Origin of the sequence: Pseudomonas sp. YL2 (assembly GCF_023063025.1) — a bacterium.
Taxonomy (GTDB): Bacteria; Pseudomonadota; Gammaproteobacteria; order Pseudomonadales; family Pseudomonadaceae; genus Aquipseudomonas; species Aquipseudomonas putida_A.
Genome location: NZ_JAJSLU010000005.1, coordinates 259,677 through 281,144 on the forward strand (window position 1 = coordinate 259,677; position 21,468 = coordinate 281,144).

Genomic DNA, 21,468 nt, shown 5'->3' on the forward strand with positions numbered 1-21,468 from the left:
CGTTCAACCGTCGTCCTTCCAGGCCGCTGCCTTTCAGCGGCCTTTTTTCGTTGTGGTCTGAAAGCCGTTTGGTTCGTCTGTAAAAAACAAGAAACATCCCGCACCTCAAGACATTGAAGTGTCAGTTGATCCAAGGAGCTCCGTCGCAAGTGCGTTACCCAGTCAGTTTCACCCCGCTGTTCATTGCAATTGCCGCAACGATTGCCCCCACAGCCCAAGCCGACGAAGCCGCCAAACAAGGCTTCATCGAAGGCTCGAGCCTCAACCTCAACGCCCGCAACTACTACATGAATCGCAACCGTCTGCAGCAGACGGACGACAACATCGAGTGGGGCCAGGGTTTTCTCGGGATTTTCCAGTCGGGTTACACCGAAGGCACGGTCGGCTTCGGCATCGATGCCCACGCCATGCTCGGGCTGAAGCTCGACGGCGGTGGCGGTACCGATGGTTCGAGCATCCTGCCGATCAGCGATGGCAACGGCAAAGCGCCGGGCTCGTTCTCGACTGCGGGCGGCACGTTGAAGATGCGCGCGTTCGATACCGAGCTGAAGGCCGGTGACCTGTTCCTCACCAACCCGGTGATTGCCGGCGGTGATTCGCGCATGCTGCCCCAGACCTTTCGTGGCGTGAGCCTGACCAACCACAGCTTCGACGGCTGGATGTTCGAAGGTGGCCAGGCCAGTTTTACCAAGCCGTACAATCAGAGCGGTCGCCAGCGCATCGGCACGTCCTACGGCAAACTCGCCGAGGGCGACGAAAGCCGTCACCTGAACTGGGCCGGCGTGTCCTGGAGCGGCGTCGAAGGCCTGACCAGCAACCTGTACGCCGCCGAGCTGAAGGACATCTGGAACCAGTACTACTACGACCTGGATTACACCTGGCAGTTGACCGATCTGGTCAGCCTCAACCCGGGCCTGCACTTCTATCACACGCAGGACACCGGCGACGCGCTGCTGGGTAACATCGACAACAACACTTACAGCCTGCATTTCACCGTCGGCATCGGCAACCACAGCGTCACCGCTGCGTACCAGCGCGTGAACGGCAACACGCCGTTCGACTACATCAGCCAGGGCGACAGCGTTTACCTCGACAACTCGCAACAGTATTCGGACTTCAACGGCCCGAACGAGCGCTCGTGGAAGCTCAAGTACGCCTATGACTTCGCCGGTCTCGGTGTGCCGGGCCTGACTTCGGCGGTTTCCTATTCGCGCGGCACCGTGGACCTGACCAAGGTCGATCCGGGCAGCAAAGGCTATGCCTCGTGGTACAGCGCTGACGGTCGCAACGCCAAGCACTGGGAACGCGACCTCGATCTGAAATACGTGGTGCAGAGCGGTCAGGCAAAAGACCTCGCGGTACGCCTGCAATGGGCGACCAACCGGGGTGGCAACGGTTACGGCGCGATTGATACCGATACCGATGAATACCGGGTGATTGTCGACTACCCGATCAACGTCTTCTAAGATCCCCCCTGCACCACGGTCTTGAATTTAGAGATGTACCCTGTGGGAGCGGGCTTGCTCGCGAATGCGCTGCATCAGTCGACATCAATGTTGAATGACACGGCGTATTCGCGAGCAAGCCCGCTCCCACAATGGAATACCGTCACTGACTTGATGCAACTACGCTAATAAGATCCTCCCAACCGACAGCCCCCATCATGATCGCGAGCCGTACCCCACCTCTGGCGGGCAAGACCGGACGCCCCGAATTGCTGCTGATCTGCGGCAGTTCGCTGACCGTGATCGCGATTCTGTGCATCGTCACTTTTCTGCTGATTCGTGAGCACGCCAACGCTCAGGAGTCGGCCACCCGCAGCGCCACCACCATCGCCCAGTTGATCGACGCCGACGTCCTGCGCACGGTCGAGCTGTACGACCTGACCCTGCAAGGCCTGATCGCCGCCGCCCAGCGCGACGACTTGCGCGATGTCACCCCGCAGATCCGCCATCTGGCACTGTTCGACCGCTCGACCACCGCACGCTTCAAAGGCGACATCCTGCTGCTCGACAAGCATGGCGATGTGGTTGCCGACTCGTCGCGGATCGAACCCAAGCCGGGCAACTTCGCCGACCGCGATTACTTTCTCGCCCATGCCTTCAACCGCGATCTCGGCATGTTTATCAGCCGCCCGTTCAAGACCCGCTGCGATTGCGACGAAGCCAATCAATGGCGGATCAGCTTCAGTCGGCGGATTTCCTCGGACACCGGTGAGTTCGCCGGCGTGGCGGTGGCGTCGATGAAGCTCGACTACTTCGATCAACTGTTCAACAGCCTCGATATCGGCAAAGACAGCACGCTGAACATCATCAACAGCGACGGCGTGCTGCTGGCGCAGAAGCCGTACCTGCAAAGCGACTCCATCGGCAAGAGTTTCGGCAACCGGCCGAACGTGGTGCGGATTCTAGGCGACAAGGACGGCAGTGGCAGTTTCACCAGCACTTCGAGCATGGATCATCAGCAACGGCTCTACACCTACTCGCGGGTCGGCAATCTGCCGTTGACCGTTATGGTCGCGCTGTCCAGTGATGAGGTGTTCGGCACTTGGCGCCGCACCGCGCTGTTGATCAGCGGCGCCACCGGCGTGCTGTGTGCCGGGCTGCTGTGGCTGACCTGGCTACTTGCCCGCGAACTGCGTTTGCGCCAGCGCGCCGAACGTGAACTGGCGCAACTGGCCGCCACCGATGCGCTGACCGGCGTGGCCAACCGGCGGATGCTCGATCAGGCGCTGCGCCACGAATGGTTCCGCGCCCAGCGTTCGGGCAAGCCGCTGTCGGTGATGATGATCGACGCCGACCACTTCAAGGCCTTCAACGACCGGCATGGGCATCAGGCCGGTGATCAGGCGTTGCGTGAGCTTGCCAGGGTGATCACCGCGAACGTACGACGACCGGGTGATCTGGTCGCCCGTTACGGCGGCGAAGAGTTCTCGGTGATACTCGCTGAAACCGACAGCAGCGGCGCACGGCAGATTGCCGAGCATATCCGCCAGGCGGTCGAGCAGATGCCGTTGGTCGACGGGGCCGAACGGCCGATGACGGTGAGTATTGGCATCGCGACGTGGACGGCGGCGAGCGAGATGACGCTGGAGCAGTTGTTGTTTGCAGCGGACAAGGCGCTGTATCAGGCCAAGGAAGGTGGGCGTAACCGGATAGTAGTGGCTGGCTGATTTTTGCGGCGATTGAACTGGCCTCTTCGCGAGCAAGCCCGCTCCCACAGGGGAATGCATTCCAAAATGTGGGAGCGGGCTTGCTCGCGAAGAGGCCTGTACAGGCAACATCAAATTCAAGGCATAAAAAAAGGCCATCCAAGGATGGCCTTCAAAAAACTAGAGAGGTTTTTTACTTACACTGCCGCAACCGGGCGCATGTAAGAGATCGGTGCAGTGCTGGCGTCTTCGAACGTCACGACTTCCCACGCATCTGTCTGCTCAATCAACTTGCGCAGCAGCTGGTTGTTCAGTGCATGACCGGACTTGAAGCCTTTGAACTCACCAATCAGGCTGTTACCCAGCAGGTACAGGTCGCCAATCGCATCGAGGATCTTGTGCTTCACGAATTCGTCTTCGTAGCGAAGGCCGTCTTCGTTCAGTACACCATCGGAATCCACCACGATCGCGTTTTCAACGCTGCCGCCGAGTGCGAGGTTGTGCTTGCGCAGGTACTCGATATCACTCATGAAACCGAAAGTACGGGCGCGGCTGACTTCTTTTACGAACGAAGTGCTGGAAAAATCCACGCTTGCACTTTGGGTGCGGTCCCGGAAAACCGGGTGATCGAAATCGATCTCGAAGCTCACCTTGAACCCTTCGAAAGGCACGAAAGTGGCGCGCTTGTCGCCGTCTTCCACTGTCACTTCACGCAGGATGCGGATGAATTTCTTGGCGGCGTCCTGCTCTTCCAGGCCAGCCGATTGAATCAGGAATACGAACGGTCCAGCGCTGCCATCCATGATCGGGACTTCGGACGCGGAGAGCTCGACGTAGGCGTTATCGATGCCCAGGCCAGCCATGGCCGAGAGCAAGTGCTCTACCGTGTCCACTTTGACGTCGCCGTTGATCAGCGTCGTCGACATAGTGGTTTCACCGACGTTTTCCGCGCGGGCAGGAATCTGCACCACAGGGTCGAGGTCAGCGCGACAAAACACAATGCCAGTGTCGACAGGCGCAGGCTTGAGGGTCAGGTAGACCTTCTCCCCGGAATGCAGGCCTACACCTGTGGCACGGATAATATTTTTCAGTGTGCGTTGTTTAATCATGGCTTGGGCCGCTTCAGCGCAAATTGCGAACTGGTATCAACAAAGGCTGGCGATAATAGCAGACCGAGCCTTTGCTGAACACCAATCACCGTCATAGCCCTGATACATTCCATCAATCGGCCTGACGACGCAGGAATGCCGGGATGTCCAGGTAATCCAGATCGTCCTGCGGGTTCATCTTCGCGGCAGTCGCAGCACCGGCCTGAGCCTGGTTGCGCATGACGGTCGGACGGTCCAGGTCACGGTAGTTCACCGCCGGAGCTTCCTGACGCGCAGGAGCCGGTTGTTGAACCTGAGCGGCAGCCATGGAGGTGTGAACGGTGTTGTCGATGACCTTCACAGGCTTCTCGATTTTCGCGCCCAGACCGGTGGCAACCACGGTGACGTGCAGTTCGTCGCGCATGTCCGGATCGATAACGGTACCGACCTTGACCATTGCGTGCTCGGAAGCGAAGGCTTCGATGATGCTACCCACGTCGGAGTACTCACCCAGGGACAGGTCAGGACCGGCGGTGATGTTCACCAGGATGCCGCGTGCACCTTGCAGGTTCACGTCTTCCAGCAGCGGGTTGCGGATGGCCGCTTCGGTCGCTTCACGCGCACGGTTCGGACCGCTGGCGCAGCCAGTGCCCATCATCGCCATGCCCATTTCGCTCATCACGGTACGCACGTCGGCGAAGTCGACGTTGATCATGCCCGGACGCTTGATGATGTCGGAGATACCGCGAACGGCACCGGCCAGTACGTCGTCAGCTTTGGCGAAAGCCGACAAGAGGCTTGCGTCTTTACCGAGGATGGTCAGCAGCTTCTCGTTGGGGATAGTGATCAACGAGTCGACGCTTTCGGAGAGCATGCGGATGCCTTCGTCGGCGATCTGCATACGCTTGCGGCCTTCGAACGGGAACGGACGAGTCACGACCGCAACGGTCAGGATGCCCATTTCCTTGGCCACTTCGGCGATGATCGGTGCAGCACCGGTACCGGTACCGCCGCCCATGCCAGTGGTGATGAACACCATGTTGGTGCCCTGCAGGACTTCGGCAATGCGCTCACGGTCTTCGAGAGCGGCCTGACGACCTACTTCAGGGTTGGCGCCAGCGCCCAGACCTTTGGTCACGCCGGTGCCCAGTTGCAGGATGGTACGCGCGCCGATGTTTTTCAGCGCTTGAGCATCAGTGTTGGCGCAGATGAATTCGACGCCTTCGATGTTGCTCTTGACCATGTGGTTGACAGCGTTGCCGCCGCCACCGCCAACACCGATAACTTTGATTACCGGGCTTGCGGGGATGTTGTCTACGAGTTCGAACATTTTCCCTCTCCTTACATTCTCTAGTTTTTTCGCCTACTGCATTTTTGTAGCGGTGTTGCGGTAAAGCTTTAGAAGTTGCCTTGAACCCACTTCTTCAATCGGTCCAGCAACGGCGCCTGTGGCTCATCGTTGCTGTAGCTGTCGCGGCTGCCGATGCCCGAGAACGAGATCCCGTCGGACTGCTTCTGCAGGCCGTACATCAACAAGCCCACGCCAGTGGAATAAATCGGGTTGCGCACCACGTCATCCAGGCCCTTCACGCCATGCGGCACGCCCAGGCGCACCGGCATGTGGAAGATTTCTTCAGCCAGTTCGGTGGCACCTTCCATCTTCGACGTACCGCCGGTCAGGACGATGCCCGCCGGGATCAGGTCTTCGTAGCCGCTGCGACGCAGCTCGGCCTGGATCAGGGTGAACAGTTCGTCGTAACGCGGCTCGACCACTTCGGCCAGGGCCTGACGCGACAGTTCGCGCGGTGGACGGTCGCCAACGCTCGGCACCTTGATGGTTTCGCCGGCACCGGCCAGTTTGGCCAGGGCGCAGGCGTAGCGGATCTTGATCTCTTCGGCGTACTGGGTCGGGGTGCGCAACGCCATGGCGATGTCGTTGGTCACCTGATCACCGGCAATCGGGATCACCGCGGTGTGGCGGATCGCGCCTTCGGTGAAGATCGCGATGTCGGTGGTGCCGCCGCCGATGTCGACCAGGCACACGCCCAGTTCTTTTTCGTCGTCGGTCAGTACCGAGTAGGCCGAGGCCAGTTGCTCGAGAATGATGTCGTCGATTTCCAGACCGCAGCGACGCACGCATTTTTCAATGTTCTGGGCGGCATTGACGGCGCAGGTGACCACGTGAACCTTGGCTTCCAGACGGACGCCGGACATGCCCAGAGGCTCGCGGACGCCTTCCTGGTTATCGATCACGTAATCCTGCGGCAGGGTGTGCAGCACGCGCTGGTCAGCCGGGATCGCCACGGCCTGGGCGGCGTCAAGTACGCGCTCCAGGTCAGCCGAGCTCACTTCGCGATCACGAATTGCCACGATGCCGTGGGAGTTCAGGCTGCGGATGTGATTGCCGGCCACGCCGACGAACGCCGAGTGAATGCGGCAGCCCGCCATCAGTTGGGCTTCTTCGATCGCGCGCTGGATCGATTGCACGGTGGACTCGATGTTCACCACCACGCCCTTCTTCAGGCCGCGGGACGGGTGAGTACCGATACCGACGATTTCCAGCGTGCCGTCGTCCGCGACCTCGCCTACCAGCGCCACCACCTTGGAGGTGCCGATATCCAGACCGACGATCATTTTGCCGCTTTGCACGTTTGCCATGGGTCCTGCCTCTTCTTAATTCTTTGCGACAGCGGGTTGGGCTGTCGTCGGCGCTACTGGTTCCCGCCAGCCAACAGCGAGGCCGTTGGCGTAGCGCAGATCGATGCGCGCAATGTTCGTAATCTGGTCTTTAAGCGTCTTGTCATAGATGGCAATGAAGCGGCGCATCTTTTCCACCAGGTTGCCGCGTCCCAACAGCAACTCGATGCCGGGGCCGGAGCTGCCGGCACCGGTGGTCAGGAACCAGCTGCCACGTTCACGCAGTTCCAGGCGCGCGATCGAGAAGCCCAGCGGCCGGAGCATCTGGCTCAGCACCTGATACTGCTGCATCACTTGCTGCTGCGCCCGTTGTGGGCCGAACAGCTGTGGCAGGTGTTCGTAGTTCGCCAGCTCCTTTGGCGTGAAGGCCTGACCCTGGTTGTTGAGCAGCGACTCGTCGCCCCAACGGGCCACCGGCAGTTGCTCTTCGAGGCGGATCACCACCTGATCCGGCCACACCCGGCGTACTTCGGCGTGGGCGATCCAGGGCATCTGCTCAAGCTCGGTACGCATGCTGGCCAGATCAATGGTGAAGAAGCTCGACGCCACGTACGGGGCGATTCGCTGCTGCACCGCTTGCTGACTGATGTAGCTCAGGTCGCCCTGCACGGCGATCTTGGTGATCGGCCGGTCGGCATACGGCAGCAAACGCTGCGCGCCTTCGTAGGTACCGAACCCGAGCGCCACCAGCAGCACCGGCCAGAACAGGCTTTTCAGAAAGCCGAAATTGGCTTTCGGCAGGCGCGCGGACATCGGCTCTTTGGCCACCATTCGGCTGGCACCCCGCGGCACCGGCTTGCGGCCGGGTGCGGGTGGCTGATGTCTGAGATGAGCGCCTTGCATGGTCTTAACCTCGCGCCTCTGTGTTACCGGAGCCTTCAACACTGGCGGCCAGAATGGCCAGAACCAGTTGCTGGAAGTCCAGACCGGCAGCACGGGCCGCCATCGGCACCAGACTGTGATCGGTCATGCCCGGTGCGGTGTTCACTTCCAGGAACCAGAACTGTCCGTCGGCGTCCTGCATCACGTCCGCCCTGCCCCAACCGGCAATACCCAGCGCCTCACAGGCCTTGGCCGTGAGATCCATGAGTTCCTGCTCCTTGGCGGCATCCAGCCCGCACGGAATGCGGTACTGGGTATCGTTGGCGATGTACTTGGCGTCGTAGTCGTAGAACGTGTGCGGTGTACCCAGGGCGATAGGAGGCAACACCTGGTCACGCAGAGTGGCGATGGTGAACTCCGGACCTTGAATCCATTGTTCAACCAAGACTTGCGAATCGTAGGTACTGGCCGCTTTCCATGCGTCGATCAACTCGGACGCAGAACTCACTTTGGCCATCCCGATACTTGAACCTTCATGCGCCGGTTTGACGATCAAAGGGAAGCCCAGTTCCGTCGCCGCGCAAATACAATCGGCTTCGCTGCACAGCACGGCGTGACGCGGCGTCGGAATCCCGAGGCTGTGCCAGACCTGCTTGGTGCGCAGTTTGTCCATCGCCAGTGCCGAAGCGAGGATGCCGCTGCCGGTGTAGGGAATGCCGGCGCATTCGAGCAGGCCCTGCATCGAGCCGTCTTCACCGCCACGACCGTGGAGAATGATGAACGCGCGGTCGATCTTTTCATTCAGCAGACGCTGCAGAAAATCCTCGCCGACGTCGATCCCGAACGCGTCCACGCCCGCGCTTTGCAGCGCGTCGAGCACGGCGTTACCGGATTTCAGCGAAACCTCACGCTCGGCACTCATGCCACCGAACAGCACGGCGACACGGCCGAAATCTTTCGGCGCGATGGTGGAGAACAGGTTGGCGTAGGCAGCAGTCATTTCAACTTCCCCTCGACCGACGCAGCCACGGCGCCGGCGAACAATTCACTTTTCAACAGCTTCGGCGCGAGACCGCCGATATCCCCGGCGCCCTGGCACAGCAGGATGTCGCCGGCACGCAGCAGCGGCTTGACCAGCGGCGCGAGGTCGACACCGCGCTCGATGTAGATCGGGTCGAGCTGACCGCGCTGACGGATGCTGTTGCACAGCTTGCGGCTGTCCGCGCCCGGGATCGGCTCTTCGCCGGCCGGATAGACTTCCATCAGCAGCAGCACGTTGGCATCGGCCAGTACATTGACGAAATCGTCGTACAGGTCGCGGGTGCGGCTGTAACGGTGCGGCTGGTAGACCATCACCAGACGGCGCTCCGGCCAGCCACCGCGCACGGCTTTGATCACGGCGGCGACTTCGGTCGGGTGGTGACCGTAGTCGTCGACCAGCATCACGTTACCGCCGTCCACCGGCAATTCGCCGTAGACCTGGAAGCGTCGGCCAACGCCCTGGAACCCGGACAGGCCCTGAACGATGGCTTCGTCACTGACGCCTTCGTCGGTGGCGATGCAGATGGTCGCCAGCGAGTTGAGCACGTTGTGGTTGCCCGGCATGTTCACGGACACGTCCAGCGGCTCGCGATCCGGGCGCAGTACGGTGAAGAAGGTCTGCATGCCTTGCTGGCGCACATTGATCGCGCGCACGTCGGCGTCTTCGCTGAAGCCGTAGGTCACGGTTGGACGCTTGACCAGTGGCAGGATTTCGCGCACCACCGGATCGTCCAGGCACATCACCGCCAAACCGTAGAACGGCAGGTTGTGCAGGAACTCGACGAAGGTTTTCTTCAGTTTGTTGAAGTCACCGTCGTAGGTGGCCATGTGATCGGCGTCGATGTTGGTCACCACCGCTACCAGCGGTTGCAGGTGCAGGAAGCTCGCGTCGCTTTCGTCGGCTTCGGCGATCAGGTAGCGGCTGGTGCCGAGCTGGGCATTGGTGCCCGCGGCATTCAGACGACCACCGATGACGAAGGTCGGATCGAGGCCACCGGCAGCGAACACCGAAGCGATCAGACTGGTGGTGGTGGTTTTGCCGTGGGTGCCGGCGACGGCGATGCCGTGGCGATAGCGCATCAGCTCGGCGAGCATTTCGGCACGCGGTACCACCGGGATACGACGCTCAAGGGCGGTCGCCACTTCCGGGTTGGAGGTGTTCACAGCGCTGGAAACCACCAGCACATCGGCGGTCGCAGCGTTCTCGGCACGGTGGCCGATATAGATGTGCGCACCGAACGATTCCAGACGCTCGGTCACCGGCGAAGCCTTCAGGTCGGAACCGGACACTTCGTAGCCCAGGTTCAGCAACACTTCGGCAATCCCGCACATGCCCACGCCGCCGATACCGACGAAGTGGATACGACGGATGCGGCGCATTTCCGGTTGTGGCATGGCTTTCTGATTCTCAACCATGAGCCACCTCCAGACAGGTATCGACCACGCTACGGGTGGCATCGGGTTTGGCCAGACGGCGGGCCGCTTGGGCCATTTCTTCGAGTCGTTGCGGTTGCATCAAGACCTCTGTCAGGCGCGCGGCAAGGTCCGCGGCACCAGTCGTTCTTTGCGGCATCACGAAGGCTGCGCCTTCACGGGCCAAATAATCGGCGTTGCGGGTCTGGTGATCGTCGATCGCGTGGGGCAAAGGCACCAGCATCGAGGGCAGACCAACGGCAGCCAGCTCACTGATGGTCAGCGCGCCAGCGCGGCACACCACCAGGTCAGCCCAGCCATAGGCTTGGGCCATGTCTTTGATAAAGGGCTGCACCTGCGCATCCACGCCGGCGGCGCGGTAGCGCTCTGCAGTCACTTCATCGTGGTTTTTGCCGGCCTGATGAAACACTTCCGGACGCAAATCGGCAGGGACTTGCGCCAGGGCTTCAGGCAGCAACTTGTTCAACGGTTCTGCGCCCAGGCTTCCGCCGAGGATCAGCAAACGCGCTTTGCGCCCGGCCAGAGCCGGTCGCGATGTTTCGAGGAACAGCTCGCTGCGCACCGGGTTTCCGGTGGTACGGCGGGTGTCCGACAGAGTAAAGGTGTCGGGGAACGCTTCACACACCCGGGCGGCGAACGGCACCAGCAACCGATTGGCGGTGCCGGCCACGGCGTTCTGCTCGTGAACGATCACCGGCACACCGGCCAGTTTCGCGGCAATCCCGCCAGGCCCGGTCACATAACCACCGAAGCCGACCACGCAGACTGGACGCAACTTGCGAATCACCGCCCGCGCCTGCCACACCGACTTGAGCAACATGAACGGTGCCTTGAGCAGCGACAGCTTGCCCTTGCCACGCAACCCGGTGGCATTGATGCGGTGCAGTTCCAGACCTGCAGCCGGCACCAGTTCGTTTTCGATTCCGCGTGGCGTGCCGAGCCAGTGCACGGTGTAGCCGCGCGCCTGGAATTCGCGGGCACAGGACAGCGCCGGGAACACGTGGCCGCCGGTGCCGCCGGCCATGATCAATACGTTAGCGCCCATGGTTCGGCTCCTCGGCGAAGTCGCTCTCATGGAACTCCATCTCTTCACTGCCCAGGTGGGTTCGACTCTCCCACTCGATCCTCAGCAACAGGCCGAGGCAGGCGCAGCAGATCACCAGGGAACTGCCGCCATAACTGAGGAACGGCAGGGTCAGGCCTTTGGTCGGCAGCAGACCGACGTTCACGCCGATGTTGATCAGGAACTGGCCGATCCACAGGAACGACAGACCGTAAGCCACATAAGCAGCGAAGAACTGCTTGGCTTTCTCGGCCCACAGACCGATGTACATACCGCGAATACACACGAAGACGAACAGCGCCACGGTGCACAGCGAACCGACGGCGCCGAGCTCTTCGGCCAGCACCGAGAACACGAAGTCGGTGTGCGCTTCAGGAAGGTAGAACTGTTTCTGCACGCTGTTGCCCAGGCCGACGCCCAGCCATTCACCGCGACCGAAGGCGATCAACGCCTGCGACAACTGATAACCGGCGCCGAACTGGTCGGCCCACGGGTCGGCGAAGTTGGTCAGACGCGCCATCCGGTACGGCTGCATCTGAATCAGCAAGACCACGGCCCCGACTGCGAGAACCACCATCAGCGAGAAGCGGAACAGCCCGACTCCGCCGAGGAACAGCATCGCCGCCGCAGCCCCCATCATTACCACGGTGGCACCGAAGTCCGGCTCCATCAGCAACAGACCCGCCATCGGCAGCAGCACGATGAATGGCTTGAAGAAGCCCATCCAGCTCTCGCGCACTTCTTTCTGCCGACGCACCAGATAACCGGCGAGGTAGATCACCACAAACACCTTGGCGATCTCGGACGGCTGAACGTTGAAGAAGCTGAAACCGATCCAGCGCATCGACCCGTTCACCTCACGGCCGATCCCCGGGACGATCACCATCACCAGCAGACCGAATGCGCCGATCAGCATCATCCAGCCCAGACGCTGCCAGGTGGCAATCGGAATCATCATGGTGATGATGCACGCGCCGAGGCCTAGCGCCACGTAGATCAGGTGGCGAATCATGTAATACAGCGCGCTGCCCGACTGCGCCGCCGCCACTTCAGTGGAGGCCGAGGCGATCATGATCAGGCCCAGGCCCAGGAGCGCCAGGCAACCGGCGAGCATCGGGAAGTCGAGGTCGATGCCACGCCCGGTGATGATCGGCGACGGGTACGGCTTGATGATATTGCGCAGGCTCATGCCAGATCCTCCACGGCGCGGACGAACTGGTGACCACGGTCTTCGTAATTCTTGAACATGTCGAAACTGGCGCAGGCCGGCGACAGCAGCACCACGTCACCCGGCTGGGCGACTGCGCGGCACTGCGCAACGGCGTCGACCAGCGAGGTCGCGCGAATCAGTGGCACGGCGTCACCGATAGCCTCACCGATCTTGTCGGAGTCGCGGCCCATCAGGATCACGGCGCGGCAGTTGGCCGCCACTGGATCACGCAGATCCTTGAACTCGGCGCCCTTGCCGTCGCCACCGGCGATCAGCACGACCTTGCCGTCGATGTCCGCACCCAGGCCTTCGATGGCAGCCAGAGCGGCGCCGACGTTGGTGGCTTTGGAATCGTTGTAGTAACCGACGCCGTCGAGATCACGCAGCCACTGGCAGCGGTGTTCGAGGCCGGTGAAGTTACGCAGGGCATCAAGCATGGCGTCGAACGGCAGGCCGACCGCATGTCCCAGCGCCAGCGCCGCGAGGGCGTTCGCCTGGTTATGCGCGCCGCGCACTTTCAGTTCGCGCACCGGCATCAGGTTCTGGAATTCGAAGGCCAGGTATTTCTCGCCGTCTTCTTCGCGCAGGCCGAAGGCCTTGAAATCCGGTTTGTTCAGGCCGAAGGTCCAGCATGGCTGACCCTCGCCGATCAGCGGACGGCTGAGTGCGTCCTGACGGTTGACCACGAACTGCTTCGCGCCACGGAAGATCCGGTGCTTGGCCAGGTGATACGCCGGCAGGCCGCTGTAGCGGTCCATGTGGTCTTCGCTGATGTTCAGCACGGTGGCCACTTCAGCGTTGAGCTGGTCGGTGGTTTCCAGCTGGAAGCTCGACAGCTCCATCACGTACAGCTCGACGTCATCGCTGAGCAATTCCAGCGCTGGCGTACCGAGGTTGCCGCCGACCGCGACGCGTTTGCCGGCCGCAGCCGCCATCTCGCCGACCAGAGTGGTGACGGTGCTTTTCGCGTTGGAACCGGTGATGGCCACGATCGGCGCCCGCGCGTTACGCGCGAACAGCTCGATATCGCCGGCCATTTTCACGCCACGGGCTGCAGCGGCTTGCAGGCCCGGGGTCGCCAGCGCCAGGCCGGGGCTCACGTAGAGCTCGTCGGCACGGCAAAGGAATTCGACGTCCAGCTCGCCACAACGCACTTCCACGTGCGGATAGTCACGCTTGAGCGTGGCCAGTTCCGGTGGATTGTCCCGCGTATCGGCGACGGCAAACGACACGCCCCGGTTCGCCAGGAAGCGAACCAGGGACATGCCGCTCTTGCCGAGGCCGACAACGATGCGGAAGTGGTCAGAAGCGATCAGAGACACTCGTTCTACCTCAGCTTCAGGGTGGCAAGGCCGATCAACACGAGAATCACGGTGATGATCCAGAAACGGACGATCACGCGTGGCTCGGGCCAGCCCTTGAGTTCAAAGTGGTGGTGAATCGGTGCCATGCGGAACACACGGCGACCGGTCAGCTTGAAAGAGGCAACCTGGATAACCACCGACAGGGTTTCCATCACGAACACGCCGCCCATGATGAACAGGACGATTTCCTGACGGACGATCACTGCGATGGTGCCCAGTGCCGCGCCCAGTGCCAGAGCACCGACATCGCCCATGAACACTTGCGCCGGGTAAGTGTTGAACCAGAGGAATCCGAGGCCGGCACCGATCAGTGCGCCGCAGAACACGATCAGTTCGCCCGCACCCGGCACGTAAGGGATCAGCAGGTATTCAGCGAATTTCACGTTACCCGACAGGTAGCAGAAGATCCCCAGACCGCCGCCGACCATCACGGTTGGCATGATCGCCAGACCGTCGAGGCCGTCGGTCAGGTTGACCGCGTTGCTCGAACCGACGATCACGAAGTAGGTCAGCACGATGAAACCGGCCCCCAGCGGAATGCTGTAGTCCTTGAGCATGGGCAGGATCAGCGTGGTCTCCACCGGCGTGGTCGCGGTCATATAAAGGAAGATCGCTGCGCCCAGGCCAAAGACCGACTGCCAGAAATATTTCCAGCGGCTTGGCAAGCCACGGGAGTTCTTCTCGATCACTTTGCGGTAATCGTCGACCCAGCCGATGGCGCCGAACAGCAGCGTCACCAGCAGAACGACCCACACGTAGCGGTTGCTCAGGTCAGCCCATAGCAGGGTGCTGACACCGATGGAAGACAAAATCAGTGCGCCACCCATGGTTGGCGTACCCGACTTGGACAGGTGCGATTGCGGGCCGTCATTACGAACGGACTGGCCGATCTGACGGTTCTGCAGGGTGCGGATCATCCACGGGCCATAGCACAGCGACAAAACCAGCGCGGTCAGCACACCGAGGATCCCGCGCAGGGTCAGGTACTGGAAGACCGCGAAGCCTTTGTAGAACTGTTGCAGATACTCCGCTAGCAGCAGCAGCATTAATGTTTCTCCAGACTGGACCCGCACAGAGCCGCAACGATGTTTTCCATCGCTGCACTGCGCGAACCCTTGATCAAAATGGTGGTGTTTGTGTCCTGCTCGGCGTCGAGGGCCTGGATCAGTTCGGCTTGCGTGCCGAAGTGATGCGCCTCTTTGCCGAATGCGTTCACGGCGTGGACCATGTTCGGCCCGACCGCGTAAAGCGCGGAAACCTTGCCCCGGGCATATTCGCCCACGTCGCGGTGCCCCTGCTCCGCCCAGTCGCCCAACTCGCCGATATCTCCGAGCACCAGGACGGTGCGGCCGGAAAAGCCGGCGAGTATATCAACGGCAGCGCACATGGAGGTGGGGTTTGCGTTGTAAGTGTCATCGATCACGCGCATACCGTTCTTCGCCAGTTGCGCGACGGTGCGACCCTTGACCGGTTGTACCGCGCCAAGCCCGGTGGCAATGCCGAACAGCGACACGCCCAAGGCGTGAGCGGCAGCGGCGGCAGCCATGGCGTTGGCCACGTTATGGGTGCCGAGCAGGTTCAGTTGAACGTGCTCCACACCTTCAGGTGTATGCAGGTTGAAGGCCGGGCAACCCCGGGCATCAGTGCTCAGGTCGCTGGCGTAGAAGTCTGCCTGAGGATTGTTAAGGGAGAAGGTCAGCACCTTGCGTGCGCCGGCGCGGAGCTTCCAGATACCAAAGGCCTTGTCATCGAGGTTGAGCACAGCGACGCCATCCGCCGCCAGCCCGTCGATAATCTCGCCTTTGGCTTCGACGATTTTTTCCGGCCCGCCGAACTCGCCAACGTGGGCGGTGCCAGCGTTGTTGAGGATCGCCACGTGTGGCTTGGTCAGCCCGACGGTGTAGGCGATTTCACCCAGACGCGAAGCGCCCAGTTCGATCACGGCGGCGGTGTGTTCCGGGGCCAGTTCGAGCAGGGTCAGCGGTGCGCCCAGATCATTGTTCAGATTGCCGCGCGTCGCCAGCACCGGACCGCGGGTACGCAGGATGCTCGCGAGCATTTCCTTGACCGTGGTCTTGCCGCTGGAGCCAGTGATGGCCGCGACTGGCTGGGTGAATGCGGCACGGTTCAACGCACCCAACTGGCCGAGGGCCTGACGGGTGTCCTTGACCAGCAGTTGCGGCAAGGTGCTGTCGACGACCTCGCGCTCGACCAGTGCCGCCACCGCGCCCTTGCCGGCGACGTCGTTCAGATAGTCGTGACCATCGAAGCGCGGGCCAGTCAGGGCAATAAACAGTTGGCCAGCGGTGATCGCACGGCTGTCGATGCTGACGCCATCAAAACTGGCGTCGCTGCTGATCAGACGTGCGTCGAGCACGTTGGTCAGCTCGCTCAATGTCAGGGCCTTAAGCATGGGCCACCTCCCACGCGGTGAGGGCATGATCGGCCTCGACCAGATCGGAGAAAGCGTGCCGCTCGCCGTTGATTTCCTGATAGTCCTCGTGACCTTTACCGGCCAGCACGATCACGTCATCCGCCGAAGCGCCAGCGATCAGTTGCGCAATCGCCTGACCACGGCCGGCGACGAAGGTGACGTTATCCACAGCGCTGAAACCGGCGCGGATGTCGTCGAAAATCTGCGCCGGGTCTTCCGTACGCGGGTTGTCATCGGTGACCAGTACACGATCAGCCAGACGCTCGACCACTTCGGCCATCAGCGGACGCTTGCCGCGATCACGATCACCGCCACAGCCGAACAGGCACAGCAACTGGCCTTTGACGTGTGGGCGCAATGCAGTCAGAACCTTTTCCAGCGCATCCGGGGTGTGGGCGTAATCGACCACCACCAGCGGCTGAGTGCCGCCACCCAGACGCTGCATGCGTCCGGCCGGGCCTTCGAGTTTCGGCAGCACCTTGAGAATTTCGTCGAGCGCGTAATCCAGACCGAGCAAAGCGCCGACCGCCGCCAGTACATTGCTCAGGTTGAAACGACCGAGCAGCGTGCTGCGCAGATGATGTTCGCCCTGCGGCGTGACCAGCGTGGCGCGTACGCCGTGGTCATCGAACTGCGCTTCGCGGACATAGAGATAGGCGCTGCTGTCAAGCAGGCTGTAAGTGATCAGGCGCGAATCGCGTTTTTCGGCGGCCAGTTGCCGACCAAAATCGTCGTCGAGGTTGACCACGCGGCACTTCAGGTCATTCCAGGCGAACAGCTTGGCCTTGGCCTCGGCATACGCCTCCATGGTGCCGTGATAATCCAGGTGATCGCGGGACAGGTTGGTCATAACCGCGACGTCGAACGCCAATGCGGTAACGCGGCCCTGATCCAGACCGTGAGACGACACTTCCATGGCCACGGCTTTAGCCCCGGCCTTCTTCAGGTCGCCAAGGGTCGCTTGCACGGCGATCGGATTCGGCGTGGTGTGCAGGCCGCTTTCCAGCGCGCCATAGAAGCCGGAGCCCAGCGTACCGACGATGCCGCAGTGCTGACCGAGCAGATCCAGTGCCTGCGCGACCAGTTGGGTCACGCTGGTCTTGCCGTTGGTGCCAGTGACCCCGACCAGGTTCAGGTGATGGCTCGGTTCGCCATAAAAGCGCCCGGCGATGTCGGACAGCTGCGCCGCCAGGCCTTTGACCGGAATCAACGGCACTTCGGTGATCGGCAGCACGGTGGCGCCTTCCACTTCATAGGCAACCGCCGCCGCGCCGCGCTGCAAGGCATCGGCGATGTGCGCACGGCCATCGAACTTGCCGCCCGGCACGGCGAGGAACAGGTCACCGGCGCGTACGTTGCGGCTGTCCAGCGCCAATTCACGGATCAGCAGATCGTGGCCGGCGTGGGGGAATATCTTGTTCAGACTCAGAGACATCAACCGCGCCCTCCATTGGCTTTCAGCGGAACGACCGGCGTAGCGTTGGCCTGTTGGGTGGTCGGCAGGTTGTCCGGGGTCACGTTCATTAGACGCAGGGTGCCGGACATCACACGGCTGAACACCGGTGCCGACACCAGACCACCGAAGTAACCGGCCTTGGACGGTTCATCGATCACCACCACGATGGCGTAACGCGGATCGCTCATCGGGCCGAAACCGGCGAACAACGAACGGTACGAGTTTTCGGCGTAGCCCTTGGTGCCCACCGACGTTTTACGTGCAGTACCCGACTTGCCGGCCACGTGATACGCCGGCACCTGCGCACGGAACACGCCGCGCGGTGCTTCAATCACTTGCTGCAGCATGCCTTGCATGGTTTTCGCGACCGCTTCCGGCAGTACCTGGGTGGTCTGCGGCGGCTTGTCGGTTTTGATCAGGGTCAGCGGTGCGAGACGGCCATTGTTGGCCAGTGCCGAGAACGCGTGCACCAGCTGGATCGCGGTCACGGAAATACCGTATCCGTAAGACAGCGTCGCGGTTTCAGCCTTGCGCCATTCGCGGTAGTTCGGCAGGTTGCCGACGCGTTCGCCCGGGAAGCCGAGGCCGGTGTCCTGGCCGAGGCCGACTTTCTGTGCGAGGCGGAAAATGGTTTCGCCACCAATATCGAACGCAACCTTACTCATGCCGACGTTACTGGAGTTGATCAGAATGCCGGTCAGGTCGAGTACCGGACCTTCGGTCTTCGACACGTCCTTGATGGTGTACTTGCCGATCTGCAGGGAGCCCGGGTACACCTCGACGGTGTCGCTCGGTTTCCAGCGGCCGGTTTCGATCGCGGCACTCATCGAGATCGCTTTCATGGTCGAACCCGGTTCGAACACGTCGATCATCGCGCGATTACGCATCATCGCCGGCTGCAGATTGCGACGGTTGTTCGGGTTGTAGGTCGGCTGGTTGACCATGGCGAGAATCTCGCCGGTCTTCACGTCCATGATCACCAGGCTACCGGCCTTGGCGCCGTTCTCGATGATCGCGTTGCGCAGCTCGCGGTTGGCCAGGTATTGCAGACGCAGGTCAATCGACAACGCCAAGGGCTTGCCGGCCTTGGCGTTCTTGGTGACCTGGACATCCTTGATCAGCCGACCGCGCCGATCCTTGATGACCTGCCGCTTGCCCGGCACCCCGGCCAGCCACTCGTCGTAGGCCAGCTCGACGCCTTCACGCCCGTGATCGTCAATGTCGGTAAAGCCGACCATGTGCGCGGTAACTTCACCGGCCGGATAGAAGCGGCGGAATTCTTCGATGCCGTAAACGCCCGGCACTTTCAGATCGAGCACAGCCTGGCCCTGCTCGGGGGTCAGCCCGCGCACCAGATAAATGAACTCTTTGTTGGCCTGGGCTTCGAGACGTTCGGCCAGGGCTTTCGGATCCTGCCCCAGCGCAGCGGCCAGCGCCGGCCACTTCTCTTTGGCGGTCTGCATTTCCTTGGCGTTGGCCCACAGGGTCGTCACCGGGGTGCTCACGGCCAACGGCTCGCCGTTACGGTCGGTGATCAGACCACGGTGAGCAGGAATCGGAATATGACGCAGGCTGCGCGCATCGCCCTGACCTTTGAGGAAGTCACGGTCAACCACTTGCAGGTCGATGATGCGCCAGCAGATCGCCGCAACCATCACGCCCAGCAGTGCCACCATCAGGCGGAAGCGCCACGGAAAGAGTGCCCCTTCGAGTTTCATCATGGCGCCACCATCTTCACGTCAGCCGCGCCAGGGATGTGCATTTTCAGTTGTTCGGTGGCCAGCACTTCGATGCGGCTGTGCGCAGTCCAGGTGCTTTGCTCGAGAATCAGGCGCCCCCACTCGGCCTGCGCCTTGTCGCGCACGCTGAGTTCGTTATAAAGATTGTTGAGCAACTGCCGGTTCCAGTGCGCGCTGTAAGACACGCCGATGGCCGACACGAGCACGCCGATAAACAGCAGCAGCATGATAAAGCTGCCGCCCGGCAGGGGCTTGGCGAAAAGCTTGCTCACCGCAACTTCTCCGCGACACGCATGACAGCGCTACGGGAACGTGGGTTGGCTTTGAGTTCGGCGTCGGAGGCCGTCTGCGCTTTGCCGTGGATTTTGATTTTCGGTTCGAACGCCACGTGGCGCACGGGCAGGTTGCGTGGCAGGTTGTCAGCTTCGCCTTTCACCAGCTTGCGCATGAACAGTTTGACGATGCGGTCTTCCAGCGAGTGGAAGCTGATGACCACCAGACGGCCACCGATCTCCAGAGCATCCAGTGCGGCTTCGAGGCCGGCTTCCAGATCGCCCAGTTCGTTGTTGACGTGAATGCGCAAACCCTGGAATGCACGGGTCGCCGGGTTCTTGCCCTTCTCCCACGCCGGGTTGGCGACTTTCAAGACTTCAGCCAGATCAGCGGTGCGCTCGAACGGCTTGATGTCGCGGCGCTCGGCCACGGCACGGGCCATGCGCCCGGAGAAACGTTCTTCGCCGTATTCCTTGAACACCCGGGCGATTTCTTCCACCGGCGCGGTGTTGACGAACTCGGCGGCGCTGATGCCACGGGACGGATCCATGCGCATGTCCAGCGGGCCGTCGTTAAGGAAACTGAAGCCGCGCTCGGCGTCGTCGAGCTGCGGCGAAGACACGCCGAGATCGAGCAGGATACCGCTGACCTTGCCGCTCAGACCTCGCTCGGCAACCACCGAACCCAGCTCGGCAAAGCTGCGCTGCACAACGACAAAGCGGCCGTCTTCGGCCGCTAGCGTTTGCCCGGTGGCAATCGCTTGTGGATCTTTGTCGAACCCGATGAGTCGACCGTCCGTCCCGAGCTGGCTGAGGATCAGCCGACTGTGCCCGCCGCGCCCGAACGTACCGTCCAGATAGCAGCCATCAGGACGTACGGCGAGAGCCTCGACGGCTTCGTCAAGCAGTACGGTGATGTGGTTAAAGCCGCTATCAATAGTCACAGGATCAAATCACGCAGTTCGTCAGGCATGGCGCCCGGTTGTTGAATAGCAGCAAGGTCAGCGGCAGACACCGCGTTCCATGCATCCTCGTCCCACAATTGGAACTTGTTCAGTTGGCCCACCAGCATCGCTTTCTTATCAAGCTTGGCGTATTCGCGCAGACGCGGTGGAACCAGAAAACGACCACTGCCGTCGAGTTCGAGGTCGACGGCATTACCAATCAATAAACGCTGCAGGCGACGGTTCTCTTCGCGAAGCGAAGGGAGTGCGCGCAACTTGGTTTCAATGATTTCCCATTCGTCGAGCGGGTAGACACACAGGCACGGATCAACGGCATCAATGGTCACGATCAATTGGCCGGAACTACGCGAAACGAGCTCGTCACGGTACCGGCTCGGCATGGCGAGACGGCCCTTTGCATCGAGACTGATAGCGTTAGCTCCGCGAAACACGTCAGCGTTTCTCCAATTTTTATCGTTTTGAGCTCAAAAAACCCACTTCATGCCACTTTCCGCCACTTGCGCACACTATAGGAATGCGCCCACCACACCGTCAAGGCGCGGATCAAAGGAAAACCCTTACAGAACGGAGATTTAGGAGCTTAAAAGGAGGGGCAACGACAATTTGGCGGACACTTTTGACCAATAACTTGATGCAGCAGTGAAAGCTGCGCTCGGAAGTTAAAGTGATTTGTTAAGAGTAAGATTTTTTCGGTATTACAAAAGCGCTTCTGCTGTTGATTGAAGCAAGGTG

At 61.4% G+C, this 21,468-nt stretch carries 18 protein-coding genes; 2 read left to right on the forward strand and 16 right to left on the reverse strand.

The window, feature by feature from the left end:
* Window positions 1–149: 149 nt before the first annotated feature.
* Window positions 150–1,466, forward strand: a complete 1,317-nt coding sequence (locus LVD08_RS10395; RefSeq protein WP_098965538.1) for an OprD family porin — start codon at window positions 150–152, stop codon at window positions 1,464–1,466.
* Window positions 1,467–1,663: 197 nt separating this feature from the next.
* Entirely contained in the window at window positions 1,664–3,172 is a 1,509-nt protein-coding gene (locus LVD08_RS10400) for a sensor domain-containing diguanylate cyclase (RefSeq protein ID WP_247268084.1), read from the forward strand.
* Window positions 3,173–3,348: 176 nt separating this feature from the next.
* On the opposite strand, the gene lpxC is transcribed toward LVD08_RS10400, so the two are convergent.
* The 16 genes from lpxC to mraZ form a co-directional block, all read right to left on the reverse strand.
* Window positions 3,349–4,260, reverse strand: coding sequence for a UDP-3-O-acyl-N-acetylglucosamine deacetylase (gene lpxC, locus LVD08_RS10405; RefSeq protein ID WP_007961638.1), 912 nt, complete (start codon window positions 4,258–4,260; stop codon window positions 3,349–3,351).
* A 112-nt stretch (window positions 4,261–4,372) separates the two neighbouring features.
* Window positions 4,373–5,569, reverse strand: a complete 1,197-nt coding sequence (gene ftsZ, locus LVD08_RS10410) for a cell division protein FtsZ (RefSeq protein WP_007961637.1) — start codon at window positions 5,567–5,569, stop codon at window positions 4,373–4,375.
* A 68-nt stretch (window positions 5,570–5,637) separates the two neighbouring features.
* Complete coding sequence (ftsA, locus tag LVD08_RS10415) at window positions 5,638–6,897, reverse strand: cell division protein FtsA (RefSeq protein WP_003228014.1); 1,260 nt, start codon at window positions 6,895–6,897, stop codon at window positions 5,638–5,640.
* A gap of 15 nt (window positions 6,898–6,912) precedes the next feature.
* On the reverse strand, window positions 6,913–7,779 hold the full coding sequence (locus LVD08_RS10420; RefSeq protein ID WP_007961636.1) for a cell division protein FtsQ/DivIB: 867 nt from the start codon (window positions 7,777–7,779) through the stop codon (window positions 6,913–6,915).
* A 4-nt stretch (window positions 7,780–7,783) separates the two neighbouring features.
* On the reverse strand, window positions 7,784–8,758 hold the full coding sequence (locus tag LVD08_RS10425; protein ID WP_097086206.1) for a D-alanine--D-alanine ligase: 975 nt from the start codon (window positions 8,756–8,758) through the stop codon (window positions 7,784–7,786).
* A complete protein-coding gene (murC, locus tag LVD08_RS10430) occupies window positions 8,755–10,215 on the reverse strand; it encodes a UDP-N-acetylmuramate--L-alanine ligase (RefSeq protein WP_007961634.1) in 1,461 nt (486 codons plus the stop codon). The genes LVD08_RS10425 and murC overlap by 4 nt, the downstream gene beginning before the upstream one ends.
* Window positions 10,208–11,278, reverse strand: a complete 1,071-nt coding sequence (murG, locus tag LVD08_RS10435; RefSeq protein WP_027612180.1) for an undecaprenyldiphospho-muramoylpentapeptide beta-N-acetylglucosaminyltransferase — start codon at window positions 11,276–11,278, stop codon at window positions 10,208–10,210. Before murG ends, murC begins: the two co-directional genes overlap by 8 nt.
* On the reverse strand, window positions 11,268–12,485 hold the full coding sequence (gene ftsW / locus LVD08_RS10440; RefSeq protein WP_003228018.1) for a putative lipid II flippase FtsW: 1,218 nt from the start codon (window positions 12,483–12,485) through the stop codon (window positions 11,268–11,270). The genes murG and ftsW overlap by 11 nt, the downstream gene beginning before the upstream one ends.
* Window positions 12,482–13,828, reverse strand: a complete 1,347-nt coding sequence (gene murD, locus LVD08_RS10445) for a UDP-N-acetylmuramoyl-L-alanine--D-glutamate ligase (protein ID WP_247268085.1) — start codon at window positions 13,826–13,828, stop codon at window positions 12,482–12,484. The genes ftsW and murD overlap by 4 nt, the downstream gene beginning before the upstream one ends.
* Window positions 13,829–13,833: 5 nt before the next feature.
* Window positions 13,834–14,916 carry a phospho-N-acetylmuramoyl-pentapeptide-transferase gene (gene mraY, locus LVD08_RS10450; protein ID WP_025109289.1) on the reverse strand — a complete coding sequence of 361 codons (1,083 nt, stop codon included), beginning with the start codon at window positions 14,914–14,916 and terminating at the stop codon, window positions 13,834–13,836.
* Window positions 14,916–16,283, reverse strand: coding sequence for a UDP-N-acetylmuramoyl-tripeptide--D-alanyl-D-alanine ligase (locus tag LVD08_RS10455; RefSeq protein WP_135296532.1), 1,368 nt, complete (start codon window positions 16,281–16,283; stop codon window positions 14,916–14,918). Before LVD08_RS10455 ends, mraY begins: the two co-directional genes overlap by 1 nt.
* The gene (locus LVD08_RS10460; RefSeq protein WP_247268086.1) at window positions 16,276–17,739 is read right to left on the reverse strand and encodes a UDP-N-acetylmuramoyl-L-alanyl-D-glutamate--2,6-diaminopimelate ligase; all 1,464 of its coding nucleotides are present in this window, start codon (window positions 17,737–17,739) and stop codon (window positions 16,276–16,278) included. Before LVD08_RS10460 ends, LVD08_RS10455 begins: the two co-directional genes overlap by 8 nt.
* Window positions 17,739–19,478, reverse strand: coding sequence for a peptidoglycan D,D-transpeptidase FtsI family protein (locus LVD08_RS10465; RefSeq protein WP_171061849.1), 1,740 nt, complete (start codon window positions 19,476–19,478; stop codon window positions 17,739–17,741). The genes LVD08_RS10460 and LVD08_RS10465 overlap by 1 nt, the downstream gene beginning before the upstream one ends.
* A complete protein-coding gene (gene ftsL / locus LVD08_RS10470; protein ID WP_007961627.1) occupies window positions 19,478–19,771 on the reverse strand; it encodes a cell division protein FtsL in 294 nt (97 codons plus the stop codon). Before ftsL ends, LVD08_RS10465 begins: the two co-directional genes overlap by 1 nt.
* Complete coding sequence (rsmH, locus tag LVD08_RS10475) at window positions 19,768–20,715, reverse strand: 16S rRNA (cytosine(1402)-N(4))-methyltransferase RsmH (RefSeq protein ID WP_027612185.1); 948 nt, start codon at window positions 20,713–20,715, stop codon at window positions 19,768–19,770. Before rsmH ends, ftsL begins: the two co-directional genes overlap by 4 nt.
* Window positions 20,712–21,167, reverse strand: coding sequence for a division/cell wall cluster transcriptional repressor MraZ (mraZ, locus tag LVD08_RS10480; protein WP_003228026.1), 456 nt, complete (start codon window positions 21,165–21,167; stop codon window positions 20,712–20,714). Before mraZ ends, rsmH begins: the two co-directional genes overlap by 4 nt.
* Window positions 21,168–21,468 lie beyond the last annotated feature (301 nt).

Coding starts and splice junctions, on each gene's coding strand:
- LVD08_RS10400 (WP_247268084.1), top strand. CDS start 1,664: ATGATCGCGAGCCGTACCCCACCTCTGGCGGGCAAGACCGGACGCCCC.
- lpxC (WP_007961638.1), bottom strand. CDS start 4,260: ATGATTAAACAACGCACACTGAAAAATATTATCCGTGCCACAGGTGTA.
- ftsZ (WP_007961637.1), bottom strand. CDS start 5,569: ATGTTCGAACTCGTAGACAACATCCCCGCAAGCCCGGTAATCAAAGTT.
- ftsA (WP_003228014.1), bottom strand. CDS start 6,897: ATGGCAAACGTGCAAAGCGGCAAAATGATCGTCGGTCTGGATATCGGC.
- LVD08_RS10420 (WP_007961636.1), bottom strand. CDS start 7,779: ATGCAAGGCGCTCATCTCAGACATCAGCCACCCGCACCCGGCCGCAAG.
- LVD08_RS10425 (WP_097086206.1), bottom strand. CDS start 8,758: ATGACTGCTGCCTACGCCAACCTGTTCTCCACCATCGCGCCGAAAGAT.
- murC (WP_007961634.1), bottom strand. CDS start 10,215: ATGGTTGAGAATCAGAAAGCCATGCCACAACCGGAAATGCGCCGCATC.
- murG (WP_027612180.1), bottom strand. CDS start 11,278: ATGGGCGCTAACGTATTGATCATGGCCGGCGGCACCGGCGGCCACGTG.
- ftsW (WP_003228018.1), bottom strand. CDS start 12,485: ATGAGCCTGCGCAATATCATCAAGCCGTACCCGTCGCCGATCATCACC.
- mraY (WP_025109289.1), bottom strand. CDS start 14,916: ATGCTGCTGCTGCTAGCGGAGTATCTGCAACAGTTCTACAAAGGCTTC.
- LVD08_RS10455 (WP_135296532.1), bottom strand. CDS start 16,283: ATGCTTAAGGCCCTGACATTGAGCGAGCTGACCAACGTGCTCGACGCA.
- LVD08_RS10460 (WP_247268086.1), bottom strand. CDS start 17,739: ATGTCTCTGAGTCTGAACAAGATATTCCCCCACGCCGGCCACGATCTG.
- LVD08_RS10465 (WP_171061849.1), bottom strand. CDS start 19,478: ATGAAACTCGAAGGGGCACTCTTTCCGTGGCGCTTCCGCCTGATGGTG.